Genomic DNA, 16,876 nt, shown 5'->3' on the forward strand with positions numbered 1-16,876 from the left:
TGAGTATGCGCTTCAAATTGCGGACCGTCACGACCTCGCGCACGCCCTTTTCCGTCGCGGACACCGCATCGGCAGACATTCGGCACCACACCGGCACTGCCCGGGGCGCACACTTCCCAGGTGACTGCGTACCCGCCCTCCGGTGTGAAACGGACTGCCCCCGCCCACGAGCGGAATTCCGCGATCAGTGATCCGCTGCTCGCGATCCACTTCCTGGGAGGATTCGAGATGCGCGCGCCCGAGATCGAAACGGATCTGTTGCCCGTCGAGGCCGGGGCCGACAGTCATCTCGTCGGTGATCTCACCGAATTGATCAATGACGTCCACGCGGTGGAGGAAAGCGGCCTGTGGGCGGAGGGCACCGTAAGGACGACCACCGGGGAAGTGGCCGGAATGATCGCGGCGGGAGAGATCGCCGCCGCCCGGGTGGACGGCCGGATCGTGGGCTGTGTCCGTGTGCGGCGGATCTCCGGGGAAACAGGTGAATTCGGGATGCTCGCGGCCTCGCCGGACCATCGGGGTGTCGGGGTGGGGCGTGATCTGGTCGCCTTCGCGGAGGATCTGGGCCGGCGGAAGGGGCTCACCGAGATGGGGGTCGAGCTGCTCGTCCCCTGGGCGTGGTCCCACCCGTCCAAGGACTTCCTGTTCGACTGGTACACCCGGAGGGGATACCGCGAGACCGGATACCGCGAGATCGCCACGGACACGCCCGGCGCGTCCCGGTCGTATCCGGCCCGGCTGCTCGCGACTCCGTGCGACGTGCTGATCCTGCGGAAGGATCTCAGGAAGCACCGGGATCTCGGGGCGCGGCGGGATCCCGGGGGGCGGCGGGATCCCGGGCGCGCCCGCGCCTGACCGCCCAGGGGCGCGACCGGCGGCCCACCGGGCCGGGCGGCGGGTCCCCGGCGCCCCGCGCCGGACGGTGGAGGTGGTGGCGGGCGATCAGTTCGATCGTCACCGCGACCGCGAGGGACTGCACGGCCATCAGCGCGATCAGGACGAACAGCTGGACCGCGCCGGCGACCAGCGGGCTCGCACCCCCCAGGAGCACGCCGACAAACGCGCCGGGGAGCGTGACGAGACCGACCGTACGGGTCTGGTCGAGGCCCGGCAGCAGGGCGTCCGAGGCCGCCGGGCGGACGACCTCCAGCCGGGCCTCGCGGTCCGGCAGGCCCAGCGCCATCGCGGCCTCGACCTCACCGTGGCGCAGGGCCAGCTCGTCCAGCGACCGGCGTCCGGCGAGCACGGTCACGGTGAGCGCGCCCCCGATGAGGATGCCCGTGATCGGGATGAGCGCGATGCCCTTGAGCGGCACGAGCCCCGTCAGCAGGAGAGCCGCGACCACCGGCACCACCCCGGCGGCGAGGGGCGCGGCCGTCAGCCACCACGTGTGATTGCTGGTGATGCGCCGGCCCGCGGTCCGTACGGCCACGGCGAACATGAGGGCCAGGAACGCCAGCAGCGCCGGGAGCGACTTCACCACCCAGACGATCACGAACGAGACGGCGGCGAGCTGGACCGCGGCGCGGACCCCGGCGACCAGGATCTCCCGGGAGCGGCTCCGGCCGTCCTCGGGGGTGAGGTGGGTGACGGCCGCGACGCCCGCCGCCAGCAGGAGCAGGACGGCGAGCAGGATACCGAGGGGGAGGTTGACCGGTACGAGGGAAGCCGCGCTCGAAGTCACGCGCTCACCTTATGAGCCGCCCCGGCACGGGCGGCCACGGCCGGCGCCGGGAGTCGGGGCCTGGAGCCGGCGCCTGGACTTACTACCAGGAGATCAGCGTCCGGCCGTCGACAGGGCCGCGTGCGCGGGCGATGCCAGGTCGAAGAGGTGGTCCATGCTCTGGGCGGACAGCGCCAGGCTGGCGCAGCACACCAGCATCAGCACCGCGTGGGCCACCACCAGATGGTGACGGAGCCGGGGCGGCGGGGCGAGCAGGGCCCGGACACGCTGCGGCACGGGCCCGCCGGTGACCGCGAGCGTGTGCCGTGGCGCGTGTTTCGCCGCGAGCGCGGCCCGCGCCACCGCCCGCGCCACCAGCGAGCGGTCCGCCACCGCCGTGGCGGCGTCCTCGTCGGCCCAGCGCTCCAGCGCGAAGGCACCCGCCCCCGCGACCGGCCGCAGCAGCGGGTTCACGACCGCCGCCAACTGCATCACCAGCAGGAACACATGGTGGTGATGGCGCAGATGCGCCCGCTCATGGGCCAGCAGGGCGCTCCTCTCCCGGGCGTCGAGGGCGCGCAGCATGCCGGAGGAGACCACGATCCGCCCCGGGGAGCCGGGCACGGTGAAGGCGGTGGGTACGGGATCGTCGACGACGGCCAGTTCGCCCCCCGACGGCAGCGCGCGGCTCTCCCGCCGGGCGCCGAGGAGCGTACGGGTCCTGCGGTACGCGGACACGAGGAACGCCACCGCGCACCCGGTGAGCACCACCCCGCAGGCCAGGGCCACCGACCGGTCGACCGGGGTGTTCGCGGCCAGGACACCGGGGGACCACCGCCCCTCGGCGGCCACCAGCGGGATCTGCCCGACGAGTGTGAAGGCGAGCATCGCAAGCGCCGCCGCCCAGCCGCCGCCCGCCACCACCGAGGCCGACGTCAGCAGCCAGGCCGCCATCCTCGGGGGCAGCCTGCGCCCGGCCCACGGCGCCGCCACCCCCAGCACGGCGCTGACGGCGAAAGGCGTGAAGAGAGTGATCCGCACGGGCCGGCCCTTCGTGTGTCACGCGGTGGCTCTGCGAGTCACCGCTCCTCCTCGAACCGCCACACCGTCAGGCCGTGAGACGCCCGGGCAGCCAGTCCAGCTGGACGGCCTCCTGGAACGGGCCGCCTCCCTCGTGGTCGTTGAAGTCGTACTCCTCGATCGTCTTGTCCGCGCCCGCGTAGGCGTTGAAGGCACCGAAGACCGTCGACGGCGGGCACGTACGGTCCTCCAGGGCCACCGAGAACAGCGCCGGCGCCCGCCCGCGCGAAGCGAAGTGCACCCCGTCGAAGTAGGCGAGGGTCCGGCCCACCCGCTCGGTCCTGCCCCGGTACGTCTTGAGGTAGTTGCCCACCTCACGATACGGATCGCGGTCGGTGAGCGTCGTCGCCCGGGGGAAGTCGCAGAGGAACGGCACGTCCGGCGCCACGGCCACCAGGTCCGGCACCAGCCCGCCGACCGCGAGCGTGATCCCGCCGCCCTGGCTCGTACCGACGGCCGCCGTACGCGAGGCGTCCACCAGCGGATGCGAGCGGGCCGCCTCCACAGCACGCACCGCGTCCGTGTACACCCGCCGGTAGTAGTAGGCGTGCGGATCCTCGATCCCCCGGGTGAGGAAGCCCGGGTACGAGGAAGCGCTGCCCACGGGGTCGGGGGTGTCGCCGCCGTTCCAGCCACTGCCCTGCCCGCGGGTGTCCATCACGAAGTGCGCGAAACCGGCCGACGCCCAGAGCCGGTGGACGTGCGGGAGGCCGCGCCCGCCGCCGTAACCGAGGAACTGCACCACGACGGGCAGCGGCTCGCGCGTCCCCGCGGGCAGCACGAACCAGCCCTTGACCGGGTGGCCGCCGAAGCCGGCGAAGGTCACGTCGAAGACGTCGAGGGTCCTGAGCGCCGTCGGTACGGGCTCGAAGCGGGCGTCGAGCGCGTGGCCACGCGCCTCGGTGAGGGTCTTCGCCCAGAACTCGTCGAAGTCCTCGGGCTCCGTGGACGAGCTGCGGTAGTCGCGCAGCTCGTCGAGGGGCAGGTCGAACAGGGACATGCGGACCACCTTGGTCGGAAAAAGGCCGATGATCACACCGTACGGCCGCCGACGCGGCGGTTGAAGACCAGGCCGCCGATCCGGCCCGGCCCACGAGGCACCTCCAGGGCCCCTGGCCGCACGCGTGCGGCGCCGGGCCCGGTACTGTCCCGGGCGTGAGCGCCCCGGCGGGGGCGATCGAGAAACAGGAGCGTCCGTGACCAGCTACACCCAGCCCGGAGTTGTCCTCACCGACCACCGCTTCACGGTCCCGCTGGATCACGGCGACCCGTCGGGCGAGCGGATCGAGCTGTTCGCCCGCGAGGTCGTCGCCGGCGCGAAGGCCGGGGAGAACCTGCCCTGGCTGGTCTACCTGGAAGGCGGCCCCGGCTTCGGCGCCCGCCGGTTCGTGGGCCGGCAGGCCTGGCTCGGCCGGGCGCTCCAGGAGTTCCGGGTGCTCCTCCTCGACCAGCGCGGCACCGGCCTCTCCACCCCGGCCAACCGCCAGACCCTGCCCCTGCGCGGCGGCCCCCGCGAACAAGCCGACTACCTGGACCTTTTCAGGGCCGACTCGATCGTCCGTGACTGCGAGGCGATCCGCCCCCGGCTGACCGGCGACGCGCCCTGGACCGTCCTCGGCCAGAGCTTCGGCGGATTCTGCGCCACCCACTACCTCTCCGCGGCGCCCGAGGGCCTGCGCACCGTCCTGATCACCGGCGGCCTGCCCTCCCTGGACGCGACGGCGGACGAGGTCTACCGCGCCGCGTACCCCCGTGTCGCGCGCAAGGTCGAGGCCCACTACGCCCGCTACCCGCAGGACATCGGCCGTGCCCGCCGGATCGCCGAGCACCTCGCCGGACACAGCCCCGTCGTCCTGCCCACCGGCTACACCCTCACCCCCGAGGCCTTCCAGTCCCTCGGCTCTCTGCTCGGCGGCACGGACGGCAGCCACCAGCTCCACTACCTGCTGGAGAACGCCTTCGTACGGGCGCCAGGCGGCCAGGTGCTCTCCGACGCCTTCCAGGAGGGCGCCGCCGCGGCCCTCTCATACGCCGCGCACCCGCTGTACGCGCTGCTCCACGAGGCCATCTACGCCCAGGGCGGCGAGCCCACCGGGTGGGCCGCCGAGCGGACCCGCGGCGAGTTCGCCCGCTTCGACGCCGCCACCACCCTGGCCGGGGACGGTCCGCTGTACTTCACCGGCGAGAGCGTCCACCCGTGGAACTTCGAGAACGACCCCGCGCTGCGCCCGCTGCGCGAGACCGCCGATCTGCTCGCCGCCCGCACCGACTGGGAGCCGCTGTACAACACCGGCCGCCTCGCCGCCAACGAGGTCCCGGTCGCCGCCGCCGTGTACCACGACGACATGTATGTCGACACCGAACACTCGCTGCGCACGGCGCGGTCGATCCGGGGGCTGCGGACCTGGGTGACCGACGAGTACGAGCACGACGGGCTCCGTACCAGCGGCCCGCGCGTCCTCGACCGCCTGCTGGCCCTCACCCGTAACGAGATCTGAACCCGGGCCCCCGCGCCTCCGTGATCAGCTGCCCGGCCGCTTCGCCGCGTCCAGGGCCACCTTCAGGCCCGCCACGTCGAACGGCGCGCCCGGGTCGTCCCCGCCCGCGCCCAGGCCCAGCGGGTTCTTCGCGTACGGGATCACATAGGCCGGGGTGTCGCGTTGGAAGCGCCAGCTGTCGGCGAGCACGCCCGTGTCGAACGTGTCGTATCCGAGCTGATCGATCAGCCGCGCCGCCGTCGCCTTGGCGTCGGCGTTGTCACCGGCGATCGGCAGGACCGAACGGTCCGGTGCGCCGGCGGGCCTGGCAAGGGAGGCCAGGTGCGTGAACATGATGTTGTTGAACGCCTTGACCACGTACGACTGCGGAAGGTGGCCCTGGAGCAGTTCGCTCGTGGTCGTCCGCTCCTCGTCCAGCTCCGGGATCGCCCCGTCGCGCTGCGGGTAGTAGTTGTTCGTGTCGATGACCACTTTCCCGGCCAAGGGCTTCACGGGCACCTGGTCGTAGTGCTTCAACGGCACCGTCACCACGACCCAGTCACCCGCTTCCGCCGCCTCCTTCGCGGTCCCCGCGCGGGCGCGCGGTCCCAGCCCGGCCACCAGATCCGTGAGGGTTTCCGGGCCCCGGGAGTTGCTCAGGACCACATCGAGGCCCGCCGCCACGCCGAGCCGGGCGAGGGTGCCGCCGATGTGTCCACTGCCGATCAGTCCAAGAGTGCTCATACATGTGCGAGCGGACGGGGCACGGGCCGTATTCCCCGGCTGCCCTCCCTGACGGCACCCTTCTCCGCCGCCGAGCGGAAGTGCGGCGGCGGAGGGAGAATGGGAGGCGGGGGCGCGAGTACCGCTGTGCGTGGGCGGGCCCCACCCGCCTCATCACTCCCGCTCATGACCCCACCGACTCCGATGCTGGAGGTGGTTGACATGCTGCTGCCGGACAGGCATCTGGTCGCCGATCTGCTGAGCCGTTACCGGGCCTGGGAACGGCTGGTCCTGGCCGACCCGCTGGACACGACCACACGCGGCCGGTTCGAGGATGTCGCCTACACGTTGTGCGTGCTGATGGGCCAGCGCACCGCACGCGAGGCGATCATCAAGGCGGAGGCGTATCTGCGCCGCATCAAGCCCGTCCCGATCTTCCCGGAGGGCGTGGACGCCGTCACGCCGGGCGTGCACGACTGACGGCCCCCTTCCCGCAGCGGTGGAATTGACAAACGCCCTTGCTGTTTCTGCAATGGGGGCATGGACGACGACGCGGGCCTCGATGCCGTACTGAACGAAGTGGGGCCCCGGCTGCGCCGGATCAGGCGCGAGCGCGGGGCCACTCTGAACACCCTCTCCACCGCGACGGGAATCTCCGTGAGCACCCTGTCGCGGCTGGAGTCCGGCCTGCGCCGCCCCAGTCTCGAACTGCTGCTGCCCCTGGCCCGCGCCCACCAGGTCCCGCTGGACGAACTGGTCGGCGCGCCGAGGGTCGGTGACCCCCGGATCCGGGCGGAGGCGATCGTGCGCGGCGGGCGGACGATGCTGCCCCTCACCCGGCGGCCCGGTGGGCTCCAGGCGTACAAGGTGGTGCACCGGCCCGACGGCGAGGCGCCCGAGGCGCGCATCCACGAGGGGTACGAGTGGCTCTACGTCCTCGCGGGCCGGCTGCGGCTGATGCTCGGGGAGCACGACGTGGTGCTGGGCGCGGGGGAGGCGGCCGAGTTCGACACCCGCGTACCGCACTGGTTCGGGCCCGCGGCGGACGAACCGGTCGAATTCCTGAGCCTCTTCGGGCCGCAGGGCGAGCGGATGCATGTACGGGCCAAGCCGAAGGTGTCGTGAGGGAAGGCCGGGGAGAAGGCCGGGGGAGACGGTTCCCAGGTGGGCAAGCGACCGCTTAGTATGCGGAGCGTAGTGCTACTGCCCATCGTGTGGAGGCCCTGGTATGCAGGCATGGCGAGTGCACCGGAACGGTGAGCCGCGCGAGGTGATGCGGCTCGACGAGGTGGAGCGGCCGGTACCCGGGGAGGGACAGATCCTGCTGCGGGTCCTGGCGGCGAACATCAACTTCCCTGACGCGCTGCTCTGCCGGGGCCACTACCAGGTGCGCCCGCCGCTGCCCTTCACCCCCGGTGTCGAGATCTGCGGCGAGACGCCGGACGGCCGCCGGGTGATCGCGACCCCGGACCCCGGGCTGTCGCCCGGCGGTTTCGCGGAGTACGTGGCCGTGGACGCCGCGGGCGTCCTGCCCGCGCCCGGCGCGCTGGACGACGCAGAGACCGCCGCCCTCCACATCGGCTACCAGACGGGCTGGTTCGCCCTGCACCGCCGCGCGCGGCTCCAGCCGGGCGAGACCTTGCTGGTCCACGCGGCGGCCGGCGGGGTCGGCAGCGCCGCCGTCCAGCTCGGGAAGGCGGCGGGAGCCACCGTCATCGGTGTCGTCGGCGGCCCCGACAAGGCGCGCGTCGCCCGCGAACTGGGGTGTGACGTGGTCATCGACCGCCGTACGGACGACATCGTCGCCGCCGTCAAGGAAGCCACCGGGGGCCGGGGCGCGGACGTCGTCTTCGACCCCGTGGGCGGTGACGCCTACGCCAAGTCCACGAAGTGTGTCGCTTTCGAGGGCCGGATCGTCGTGGTCGGCTTCGCGGGCGGGGACGTCCCCGCACCCGCCCTCAACCACGTGCTGGTGAAGAACTACACGATCCTCGGCCTGCACTGGGGCCTCTACACCACCAAGGACCCGGACGCGGTCCTGCGCTGCCACGAGGAGCTGACCGCGCTCGCCGCGCGGGGCGCGATCAAGCCGCTCATCAGCGAGCGGGTGCCGATGAAGGACGCGGCGGACGCCGTCCAGCGGGTCGCCGACGGCGTCACCACCGGACGGATCGTCGTGATCCCGGAGACGGTCCCGGGAGAGACACCGGAAGCGGCACCGGAAGCAGCGACGGAAGCGGCACCGGAAGCGGTCCGGGAAGGCGGCCCCCGATGACCGACGCCGCCGGACTCCTCTCCCGTACCCACGCGTTGCTCGCCGCGCACCCGCCTGCCACCACCGACAGGGCCGACTTCCTCAGGGCCCGCTTCGACGCGGGACTCGCCTGGGTGCACTACCCCGCCGGGCTCGGCGGCGTCGGCGCGCCCCGCTCCCTCCAGGCCGTCGTGGACACCGAGCTGACCGCCGCCGGAGCACCGGACAACGACCCCAGGCGCATCGGCATCGGCCTCGGCATGGCCGCGCCGACGATCCTGCGGTACGGCACCGACGAGCAGAAGCGGCGCTTCCTGCGGCCCCTGTGGGTCGGCGAGGAGGTGTGGTGCCAGCTGTTCAGCGAGCCGGGCGCGGGCTCGGACCTCGCGGCGCTCGCCACCCGCGCGGTCCGTACGGACGACGGCGATTGGATCGTCGACGGGCAGAAGGTGTGGACCTCCAGCGCCCACCTCGCCCGCTGGGCCATCCTCATCGCCCGCACCGATCCCGGCCTGCCCAAGCACCTGGGCATCACCTACTTCCTCTGCGACATGACCGATCCCGGTGTCGAGGTACGGCCGCTGCGCCAGATCACCGGCGAGGCCGAGTTCAACGAGGTCTTCCTCACGGGCGTACGGATCCCCGACGCACACCGCCTCGGCGGGATCGGCGAGGGCTGGAACGTCGCCAGGACGACCCTGATGAACGAGCGGGTCTCCATCGGCGGCGCCCGGCTGCCCCGCGAGGGCGGCATGATCGGACCGGTCGCCCGGACGTGGCGCGAGCGGCCCGGGTCGCGCACCCACGACCTGCACCAGCGCCTCCTGACCCTCTGGGTGGAGGCCGAGGTGGCCCGGCTCACCGGCGAGCGGCTGCGCCAGCAACTCGTCGCGGGCGAACCGGGACCCGAGGGCGCGGGCATGAAACTCGCCTTCGCCCGGCTCAACCAGGAGATCAGCGGTCTGGAGGTCGAACTCCTCGGCGACGAGGGCCTGTTGTACTCCGACTGGACCCTGCGCAGGCCCGAGCTGGTCGACTTCACCGGACGCGACGCCGGATTCCGCTACCTGCGCTCGAAGGGCAACTCCATCGAGGGCGGCACGAGCGAGGTACTGCTCAACATCGTCGCCGAGCGTGTCCTCGGCCTGCCCGTCGAGCCGCGCAACGACAAGGACGTCGCCTGGAAGGACCTCGCCCGATGACTTTGACGACCTCGACGACTTCGACGACCTCGACAACTTCGACCACCGAGACGCCCGACACCACACCCGACCTGCTCTACTCCGAGGCCGAGGACGATCTGCGCGCCGCCGTACGGTCCCTGCTCACCGACCGCGCCGACGTGCCGGCGGCGCTCGTCCGCGCGGAGGCGGGCGACCCGTACGACAGCGGGCTGTGGACGGCGCTCGCCGGCGGGATCGGCGCCGCGGGCCTGCTGATCCCCGAGAAGCTCGGCGGCCAGGGGGCGAGCCACCGGGAGGCCGCCGTCGTCCTGGAGGAGCTGGGCCGGTACGTCACGCCCGCGCCCTTCCTGACCGGTGCGGTGGTGGCCACGGAGACGCTCCTCGCCTGTGACACCGGCAGCGCGGTGGTGGCCGGCCTGCTGGAGTCCCTCGCCACCGGCGGCCGGGTCGCCGTGCTCGCCGTACCCCTCGCCACCGCGCCCGACGCGCCCCTCCCCACCGGCACCGGACCGGTCGGCGGTGTCGCGGAGGCCGCACGCGCCGACGTCCTGCTCGTCCTGCGGGACGACGGCCTGTACGCGGTCGGTACGGAAGCGCCGGGCGTCGCCGTCGATCCCCTCACGCCCCTCGACCTGACCCGCCCGCTCGCCACCGTCACCGTGGACCCCGGCGCGGGCGAACGGATCGCCGACGCGGCGACGGCCGGCGCCGCCGTGCGCCGGGGGCTGCTGGCCGGGGCCGGACTGCTCGCCTCCGAACAGCTCGGGATCGCCGAGTGGTGCCTGGAGGAAACCGTCAGGCACACCAGGGAGCGCCACCAGTTCAACCGCCCCATCGGCTCGTTCCAGGCGCTCAAGCACCGGATGGCGCAGCTGTGGCTCCAGGTCGTCTCGGCCCGCGCCGCCGCCCGCAACGCGGCCGACGCCCTCGCCACCGGCAGCCCCGGCGCACCGCTCGCCGTGGCCGTCGCGCAGGCGTACGCGGGGCGGGTCGCGGTCCACGCGGCCGAGGAGTGCGTGCAGTTGCACGGCGGTACGGGCATGACGTGGGAGCACCCCGCCCACCTCTACCTCAAGCGGGCGAAGTCCGACGAGATCGCCCTGGGCACCCCGGGCCACCACAAGCAGACCCTCTCGCGGCTGACGAACCTCCCGGCACCTCGCTGACACCCCGACCCGGAGCGCGGGAACGGCCCCTCCGGCCCCCGCGCTCCGGTTCACACCGCCGGGCCCCGCCGCCGGCCGCGATCGAAGCGCGCGCGACGGGCAGTTGTCGAGCGGCCGAACACTTCACGCTCCGCGTTTTCCGCCCCGCCGCGGGAGCCGATACTCACCGGGACCGACCCACCGCGCCCCACCGCGTCCCCACGGAGCCCCCATGCCCCTCACCACGCGCCGCAGAGCCGTCAGCACGTTCGCCGCCGCCCTCACGGCGGTGGTCGCGGCCCCCGCGTACGCGCACGCCGCACCCGCCGCCACGGAGAAGGACACACCCCGGACCGGCCCCGGGCCACGGCCGTTGACCCACGCCCACGCCCACAACGACTACCTCCACCCCCGCCCCCTCCACGACGCGCTGGACCACGGCTTCACCAGCGTCGAGGCCGACATCTTCCTCGTCGGCGGCGACCTGCTCGTCGCCCACGAGGCGACGGACCTCGACCCGACCCGTACGCTGCGCTCGCTCTACCTCGACCCGTTGCGCGCACGCGTCCGGGCCAACCACGGCTCCGTGTACCGGGGTTACCACCGGCCCGTACAACTCCTCGTCGACATCAAGAACGACGGCGCCGCCGCCTACGCCGAACTGCACCGCCAACTGACCGGTTACCGCTCACTGTTGAGCACCTACGCGTACGGCGTGGTGCGCCCCGGCGCGGTCACCCCAGTCATCTCCGGCGACCGGGCCGCCCGTGTCCCGATGGAGGCGCAGCGCGTGCGCCACGCCTTCTACGACGGCCGCCTGGACGACCTCGGGACAGCGGCCGGCGCCGACTTCGTCCCGCTCATCAGCGCCAACTGGACCCAGACGTTCGGCTGGACCGGCGCCGGCCCGATCCCCACCGCCGAACGCGCCACGCTCCGCGCCCTCGTGGACACCGCCCACCGGCGCGGTCAGCGGGTGCGCTTCTGGAGCACGCCCGACCTGCCGGGGCCGGCCCGGGACGCCGTATGGACCGAACTGCTGTCCGCCGGCGTCGACCACCTCAACACGGACGACCTGGCCGGCCTCGAACAGTTCCTCAGGAACAACCGTAAGTAATCACGGTCACCCCAGGTCAATCACCCGTTCGGCGGACACGCCGGTCGGCCGTCAGGACCGTCTCCTCCGCCACACTGGCGGCCGAATGCCGCAATCGCGCTGCGGCGGAGGAGGTTGGCCATGGCTATTTCGATCTCACTGGTGCTGCTGCTGGTGGTCCTCGCGGTGATCTTTGTCCGCACCGGCGGGCTGAAGATGTCACACGCCGTGACCTGTGTCCTGCTCGGATTCTTCCTGGCGGGCACGAGCATGGCGCCGAGCATCACGGAGGGGATCTCCGCCACGGCGAACGTGGTGGGCGACCTGAGGCCCTGATCCGGCCTGATCCGGCGTGATCCGGCGTGATCCACAGGGACCCTCCCTGGGCGCGCCCCACGGCCGGGGCACCCGCCCCGGTCGGGCCACCTTGATCAGTCCCCCTTGATCAGCCCGCCTTGATCAGGTCCGCGCACTTCTCACCGATCATCATCGTCGTGATGCACGGATTGACGGCCGGCAGGAACGGCATCACGGACGCGTCGGCGACCCGCAGCCCCGTCACCCCCTTGACCCTCAGCCGCGGGTCGAGCGGCGAGTCCGGGTCGTCGGCGGCCCCCATCCGTACCGTCCCCGCCGGGTGGTAGACGGTGTTGTGGGTCTCGCGGACGTACGCGAACAACTCGTCGTCCGACCGGGCGCCGTGCCCGGGGGCCAGCTCCTTGCCCGCCCACTCCGCCATCGGCGCCCGCGCCACGATCTCCCGCGCCAGCCGCAGCCCGTACGTCATCACCCGGATGTCGTGGTCATGGGTGAAGTACCGCGGATCGACCTTCGGCTTGTCGCGGAAGTCCCGGCTCCGCAGCCGCACGGTGCCCGTCGACCGCGCCCGGGTCACGTTCGGGGTGAGACAGAACGCGTTGTCCGCCGTCGGATAGCCGCGCCGGTAGGTGTTCAGGTCGAACGGCACGGAGCCGTAGTGGAACATCAGGTCCGGCCGGTCCAGGCCGGGTTCGGTGTCCGCGAAGATCCCGATCTCCCACCACTGCGTGGAGGAGTCCACCATGGGCCGCTTCGCCTCCCACATGATCACGCCCTCCGGATGGTCCTGGAGATGGGAACCGACGCCGGGGGAGTGGACCAGTACCTCCACCCCGTTGTCCCGGAGGTGGTCGGCGGGACCGATGCCGGAGAGCATCAGCAGCTTCGGCCCGTCGACGGCCCCGCAGCACACGATCACCTCGCGCCGCGCCGTCACCGCGCCGCTGTGGACGGTGTCGGGCTCCAGGTACTCCACCCCGGTGCAGCGCCGGTTGTCGTCGAACAGCAGGCGCTTCGCCTGGAGTCCCGTACGGACGTCCAAGTTGGGCCGCTCGCCCATCACCGGGTGCAGGTACGACACCGACGCGGACGAACGTGTGCCGTCCTCCCGGGCGTTGATCTGGAACCAGTTCGCCCCGCGCACCACCGTCCGCCCGGTGTTGAACGGTGTGGTGGGGATGCCCGCCTCGGCGCAGGCCGCCAACAGGGCGGCGCCGCAGGGGTCGTGGGGCGGGACGGTACGGATCGTCACCGGCCCCGAGCGGCCGTGGTGGTCGCCGGGCGCGTCGTTCGTCTCCAGCCGCCGGTACAGCGGGAAGCAGTCGGCCGCGCTCCACCCCGTACAGCCGAGGGCCGCCCATTCGTCGAGGTCCTCGGCCGGTGCCCAGAAGGCGATGCAGGAGTTGTGCGAGGAGCAGCCTCCGAGGACCTTGGCGCGGGCGTGCCGCAGGAAGCTGTTGCCGTTCTCCTGGGGTTCCACCGGATAGTCCCAGTCGTAGCCGGACTCCAGCAGGGCCATCCACCGGTCGAGCCGCAGGACGTCCGGGTCGCCGACGTCCGACGGGCCGGCCTCCAGGACACAGACCGTCACGCCGGGGTCCTCGGTCAGCCGGGCGGCGATGACGGCCCCGGCCGTACCGCCGCCGACCACCACGTAGTCGTACGCGCGCACGGGATCACTGGTCTGTGCGGACATGGCTTCTCCAAAAGGGGAACTCAGGGGGCGGGAGTGGGCGCCGGCGGGTCCGGCGTCACCGACCGGTGCGCCTCCAGCACGCCGGTGTGTTTGCGCAGGACCAGCCAGTAGTACGTGAAGCCACCGCCCCCGACGATCCCGACGAACAGGAAGGCGCCCCACTCCAGGTACCAGTGGTGCGGCGGTGCGGCGTTGTACACGGCGCTGCGCGGCCAGGCGAGGTTTACCGACATGGCCAGGCCCCACACCACGGCCAGGATGTTGACCGGCAGCCCGAACCGTCCGAGCGAGAACCGCCCGGGGGCGGGCTGCCAGTCCCCCCGCAGGCGCTGGATCAGCATGGGGGTGGTGACCAGCAGATAGGCCACATAGATCATGATGATCGCGATGCTGGTGATCACCGAGAAGATCTGCGGCTGATTGATGTTGATCACCAGGATGACGATCGCGACCAGCCCGATGACGATCGCGGGCAGGACCGGGGTCTGGAAGCGCGGGCTGACCCGGGAGAGCAGCCCGGACGCGGGCAGGGCGTTGTCGCGGGCCATGGCGAACGCCAGCCGGATCCCGGCGGCGTGCACGGCCAGTTCACAGACGGTGATCGCGACGACCACACACCACAGCACGATCTGCCCGATGGTCGACCCGAGGGTGGACAGGACCACGAACTGGAGCCCGTCCGCCGACAGTTGGGGGGACCTGAGGTTCGGCACGGACAGCAGGGCGAAGAGCAGGATGAGCCCGCCGATGAGGAACGAGGCGACGAGGGCCCGCAGGATCGCGCGCGGCCCGTTGCGGCTGGGGTTGAGGGACTCCTCACCCAGCGAGGAGGCCGTGTCGAACCCGTACATCACATACGCGGAGGCGAGTGACGCCGTCAGGAAGGCGCCGAAGTAACCGAGCGTCTCGCCGGTGCCGAAGCCGTCGGTCCGCACGATCGCGCCGGGCCCGCGGGCCACATGCGCCGCCAGCAGTCCGATCAGGACGACGGCGGCGATCAACTCCACCATCACCCCTGCCGAGTTGATGCTGGCCATCAGCTTGACGCCGAACGCGTTGATCAGCGTGGTGAAGACGATCAGCGCCGAGCCGAGCAGGACCGCGTTCTTCGCCGCGTCGGTCTTGCCGCTGCCGTCCCCGATGAACTGGAACGTCCCCGAGATCTGCGGCAGTGTGGCCTGGTACGCGAGCGCCACCGCGGCGAGCGACACCATCGTGGCCGTCACCATCATCCAGCCGCCGAGCCAGCCGATGTGCGGACCGCCCAGCTTCTTCGACCAGTTGTAGACCGACCCCGCCACCGGATAGCGCGCGGCCAGCTCGCAGAAGCACAGCGCCACCATCAACTGGCCGAGGAAGACCATCGGCCAGGACCACCAGTAACCGGGACCCGCGAAGCGCACACCGAAGTTGAAGAGCTGGAAGGTGCCCGTCAGGATCGAGATGTAGCTGATCCCGGCGGCGAAGGTGTGGAAGTTGCCGAGGGTCCGCTTCAGCTCCGGCTTGTAGCCGAACGCGGAGAGCGAGTCGTCGTCGTCCTGGCTCTGGATCTCGTGGGCGGTCCGCGTCCCGGGCGCCGGGCCCGGCTTCTCCCCGTCCGGCCCGGTGGTCACTCGAACCAACCGAGCGGCCGGGGACCGAGGTTGCGCCAGACGTGCTTCACCTGCTGGTACTCCGCCAGCCCCGAGGGACCCAACTCCCGCCCGAAGCCGGACTGTTTCATCCCGCCCCACTCCGCCTGCGGCACGTACGGCTGGAAGTCGTTGATCCACACGGTTCCGGCGCGCAGCCGCGACGCCACCCGGTGGGCGCGGCCGACGTCCTGCGACCACACCGCCCCGGCCAGTCCGTACACGGTGTCGTTGGCGAGGGCCAGCGCCTCCTGTTCGTCGCGGAACCGTTCGACCGTCAGCACCGGACCGAACGACTCGTCCCGTACCACCGACATGCCGGGAGTGCACTCGTCCAGCACGGTCGGCAGGTAGTAGAAGCCCGCGCTCAGCTCCGGGTCGTCGGGCCGCGCCCCGCCGCAGCGCAGCACCGCGCCCTCGGCGACGCCGGCCGCCACGTACGCCTCGACCTTCTCCCGGTGCGCGGCGGAGATCAGCGGTCCCGTACGGGCGTGGTCGTCGAAGGGGCCGCCCAGCGGGATCGCGCGCGCCCTGGCCACGACGTCCTCCACGAAGCTGTCGTGCAGCTCCTCCTGGACCAGCAGCCGCGCCCCGGCCGAGCACACCTGCCCGGAGTGCAGGAACACCGCCGTCAGCGCGTAGTCCACCGCCGTGTCGTAGTCCGCGTCGGCGAAGACGATGTTGGGGTTCTTGCCGCCCAGCTCCAGGGCGAGCTTCTTCACGGTGGGGGCGGCGGCGGCCATGACGCGCCGTCCGGTGACCAGACCGCCGGTGAACGACACGAGGTCCACGCGCGGGTCCTCGCTCAGCGGCGCCCCGGCGGTGGCCCCCGCGCCGAGCAGGAGATTCGCCGTGCCGCCGGGCAGTCCCGCCTCGGCCAGCAGCCGCATCAGCAGGATCGCGGTGTGCGGGGTCAGTTCGCTGGGCTTGAGAACGAAGGTGTTGCCGGCGCCGAGGGCGGGGGCGACCTTCCAGGCGGTCTGGAGGAGCGGATAGTTCCAGGGGGTGATCAGCGCGCACACCCCGACCGGCTCGTGCACCACCCGGCTGTCCACCTCGGGGTTGCCGGTGTCCACGATCCGGTCCCGGCCGCCCGCCGCCACGAGGTTGCCGAAGTAGCGGAAGCAGTTCGCCACGTCGTCCATGTCGAACTCGCTCTCCACGAGCCGCTTCCCGGTGTCCAGGGACTCGGCGCGGGCGAGCACGTGTTTGTCGCGCTCCAGCAGACCGGCGACCCGCAGCAGCAGCCGGCCCCGCTCGGCGGCGGGGGTGCCGGGCCACGGCCCGCGGTCGTACGCGTCCCGGGCCGCGGCGATCGCCGCGGCGGCGTCCTGCGGACCCCCCTCGTCGACGGTCGCGACCAGGGAACCGTCCGCGGGACAGCGGATCTCGCGTGTCCGCCCGTCGAGGGCGGCGGTCCACCTGCCGCCGATGAACAGCTCCGGCATGGTGACTCCTCCGGTTCGGGTGGCACGCTGTGTGGTGCCCCAAGAACCGACAGTAAGGAGATCCGGGCGTGAGCGCAGGCCGGGAGGGAGCGGCCGGGGACCGGAGGAACCGTCAGGAGCGACCCAAGGACGCCACAGAGACGCCACAGGCCCGCCCGGGC

Annotated in this window: 16 protein-coding genes; 9 read left to right on the plus strand and 7 right to left on the minus strand. The window is 72.3% G+C overall.

From position 1 onward, the window contains the following. The first annotated feature begins 120 nt into the window (after positions 1–120). On the plus strand, positions 121–855 hold the full coding sequence (locus ACIO1C_RS03085) for a GNAT family N-acetyltransferase (protein ID WP_401857784.1): 735 nt from the start codon (positions 121–123) through the stop codon (positions 853–855). Here the strand turns inward: ACIO1C_RS03085 and ACIO1C_RS03090 are convergent. The 3 genes from ACIO1C_RS03090 to ACIO1C_RS03100 all read right to left on the minus strand — a co-directional run bounded on the left by ACIO1C_RS03090 (position 782) and on the right by ACIO1C_RS03100 (position 3,743). After that, the gene (locus tag ACIO1C_RS03090) at positions 782–1,684 is read right to left on the minus strand and encodes an ABC transporter permease (protein WP_401857787.1); all 903 of its coding nucleotides are present in this window, start codon (positions 1,682–1,684) and stop codon (positions 782–784) included. The two genes, ACIO1C_RS03085 and ACIO1C_RS03090, sit on opposite strands and share 74 nt — an antisense overlap. A gap of 93 nt (positions 1,685–1,777) precedes the next feature. Next, entirely contained in the window at positions 1,778–2,704 is a 927-nt protein-coding gene (locus ACIO1C_RS03095) for a M56 family metallopeptidase (RefSeq protein ID WP_401857790.1), read from the minus strand. Positions 2,705–2,771: 67 nt separating this feature from the next. Beyond that, positions 2,772–3,743 (minus strand): acetylxylan esterase, encoded by a 972-nt coding sequence (locus ACIO1C_RS03100; protein ID WP_401857793.1) that lies wholly within the window; start codon positions 3,741–3,743, stop codon positions 2,772–2,774. A gap of 196 nt (positions 3,744–3,939) precedes the next feature. Here ACIO1C_RS03100 and ACIO1C_RS03105 point away from each other — a divergent pair, with 196 nt between their 5' ends. Beyond that, positions 3,940–5,241, plus strand: a complete 1,302-nt coding sequence (locus ACIO1C_RS03105; RefSeq protein WP_401857795.1) for an alpha/beta fold hydrolase — start codon at positions 3,940–3,942, stop codon at positions 5,239–5,241. A gap of 24 nt (positions 5,242–5,265) precedes the next feature. On the opposite strand, the gene ACIO1C_RS03110 is transcribed toward ACIO1C_RS03105, so the two are convergent. Next, positions 5,266–5,964 (minus strand): NADPH-dependent F420 reductase, encoded by a 699-nt coding sequence (locus tag ACIO1C_RS03110; RefSeq protein WP_401857798.1) that lies wholly within the window; start codon positions 5,962–5,964, stop codon positions 5,266–5,268. 165 nt (positions 5,965–6,129) lie between these two features. On the opposite strand from ACIO1C_RS03110, the gene ACIO1C_RS03115 reads away from it, so the two are divergent. The 7 genes from ACIO1C_RS03115 to ACIO1C_RS03145 all read left to right on the plus strand — a co-directional run bounded on the left by ACIO1C_RS03115 (position 6,130) and on the right by ACIO1C_RS03145 (position 11,958). Continuing rightward, a complete protein-coding gene (locus ACIO1C_RS03115; protein WP_401857801.1) occupies positions 6,130–6,423 on the plus strand; it encodes a DUF5133 domain-containing protein in 294 nt (97 codons plus the stop codon). A 60-nt stretch (positions 6,424–6,483) separates the two neighbouring features. Further along, positions 6,484–7,068, plus strand: coding sequence for a helix-turn-helix domain-containing protein (locus tag ACIO1C_RS03120; RefSeq protein WP_401857802.1), 585 nt, complete (start codon positions 6,484–6,486; stop codon positions 7,066–7,068). Positions 7,069–7,171: 103 nt separating this feature from the next. Beyond that, entirely contained in the window at positions 7,172–8,218 is a 1,047-nt protein-coding gene (locus tag ACIO1C_RS03125) for an NADPH:quinone oxidoreductase family protein (protein WP_401857804.1), read from the plus strand. Further along, the gene (locus tag ACIO1C_RS03130) at positions 8,215–9,399 is read left to right on the plus strand and encodes an acyl-CoA dehydrogenase family protein (protein WP_401857806.1); all 1,185 of its coding nucleotides are present in this window, start codon (positions 8,215–8,217) and stop codon (positions 9,397–9,399) included. Before ACIO1C_RS03125 ends, ACIO1C_RS03130 begins: the two co-directional genes overlap by 4 nt. Further along, positions 9,396–10,547 carry an acyl-CoA dehydrogenase family protein gene (locus ACIO1C_RS03135; RefSeq protein ID WP_401857809.1) on the plus strand — a complete coding sequence of 384 codons (1,152 nt, stop codon included), beginning with the start codon at positions 9,396–9,398 and terminating at the stop codon, positions 10,545–10,547. Before ACIO1C_RS03130 ends, ACIO1C_RS03135 begins: the two co-directional genes overlap by 4 nt. Positions 10,548–10,758: 211 nt before the next feature. Next, a complete protein-coding gene (locus tag ACIO1C_RS03140; RefSeq protein ID WP_401857812.1) occupies positions 10,759–11,643 on the plus strand; it encodes a phosphatidylinositol-specific phospholipase C/glycerophosphodiester phosphodiesterase family protein in 885 nt (294 codons plus the stop codon). Positions 11,644–11,763: 120 nt separating this feature from the next. Continuing rightward, positions 11,764–11,958, plus strand: coding sequence for a hypothetical protein (locus tag ACIO1C_RS03145; protein WP_161312375.1), 195 nt, complete (start codon positions 11,764–11,766; stop codon positions 11,956–11,958). Positions 11,959–12,067: 109 nt separating this feature from the next. Here the strand turns inward: ACIO1C_RS03145 and ACIO1C_RS03150 are convergent, their stop codons facing one another. From ACIO1C_RS03150 to ACIO1C_RS03160, 3 genes are read right to left on the minus strand one after another with little or no spacing between them, the layout of a single operon-like run. Then, positions 12,068–13,636 (minus strand): GMC family oxidoreductase, encoded by a 1,569-nt coding sequence (locus tag ACIO1C_RS03150; protein ID WP_401857815.1) that lies wholly within the window; start codon positions 13,634–13,636, stop codon positions 12,068–12,070. A gap of 20 nt (positions 13,637–13,656) precedes the next feature. Further along, positions 13,657–15,186: an APC family permease gene (locus ACIO1C_RS03155; RefSeq protein WP_401858046.1), complete on the minus strand. Its 1,530-nt coding sequence runs from the start codon at positions 15,184–15,186 to the stop codon at positions 13,657–13,659. A 59-nt stretch (positions 15,187–15,245) separates the two neighbouring features. Then, positions 15,246–16,715 (minus strand): aldehyde dehydrogenase family protein, encoded by a 1,470-nt coding sequence (locus ACIO1C_RS03160; RefSeq protein ID WP_401857818.1) that lies wholly within the window; start codon positions 16,713–16,715, stop codon positions 15,246–15,248. Between the last annotated feature and the right edge of the window lie 161 nt (positions 16,716–16,876).

The sequence above is a fragment of the Streptomyces sp. NPDC087420 genome, from assembly GCF_044744165.1.
Taxonomy (GTDB): Bacteria; Actinomycetota; Actinomycetes; order Streptomycetales; family Streptomycetaceae; genus Streptomyces.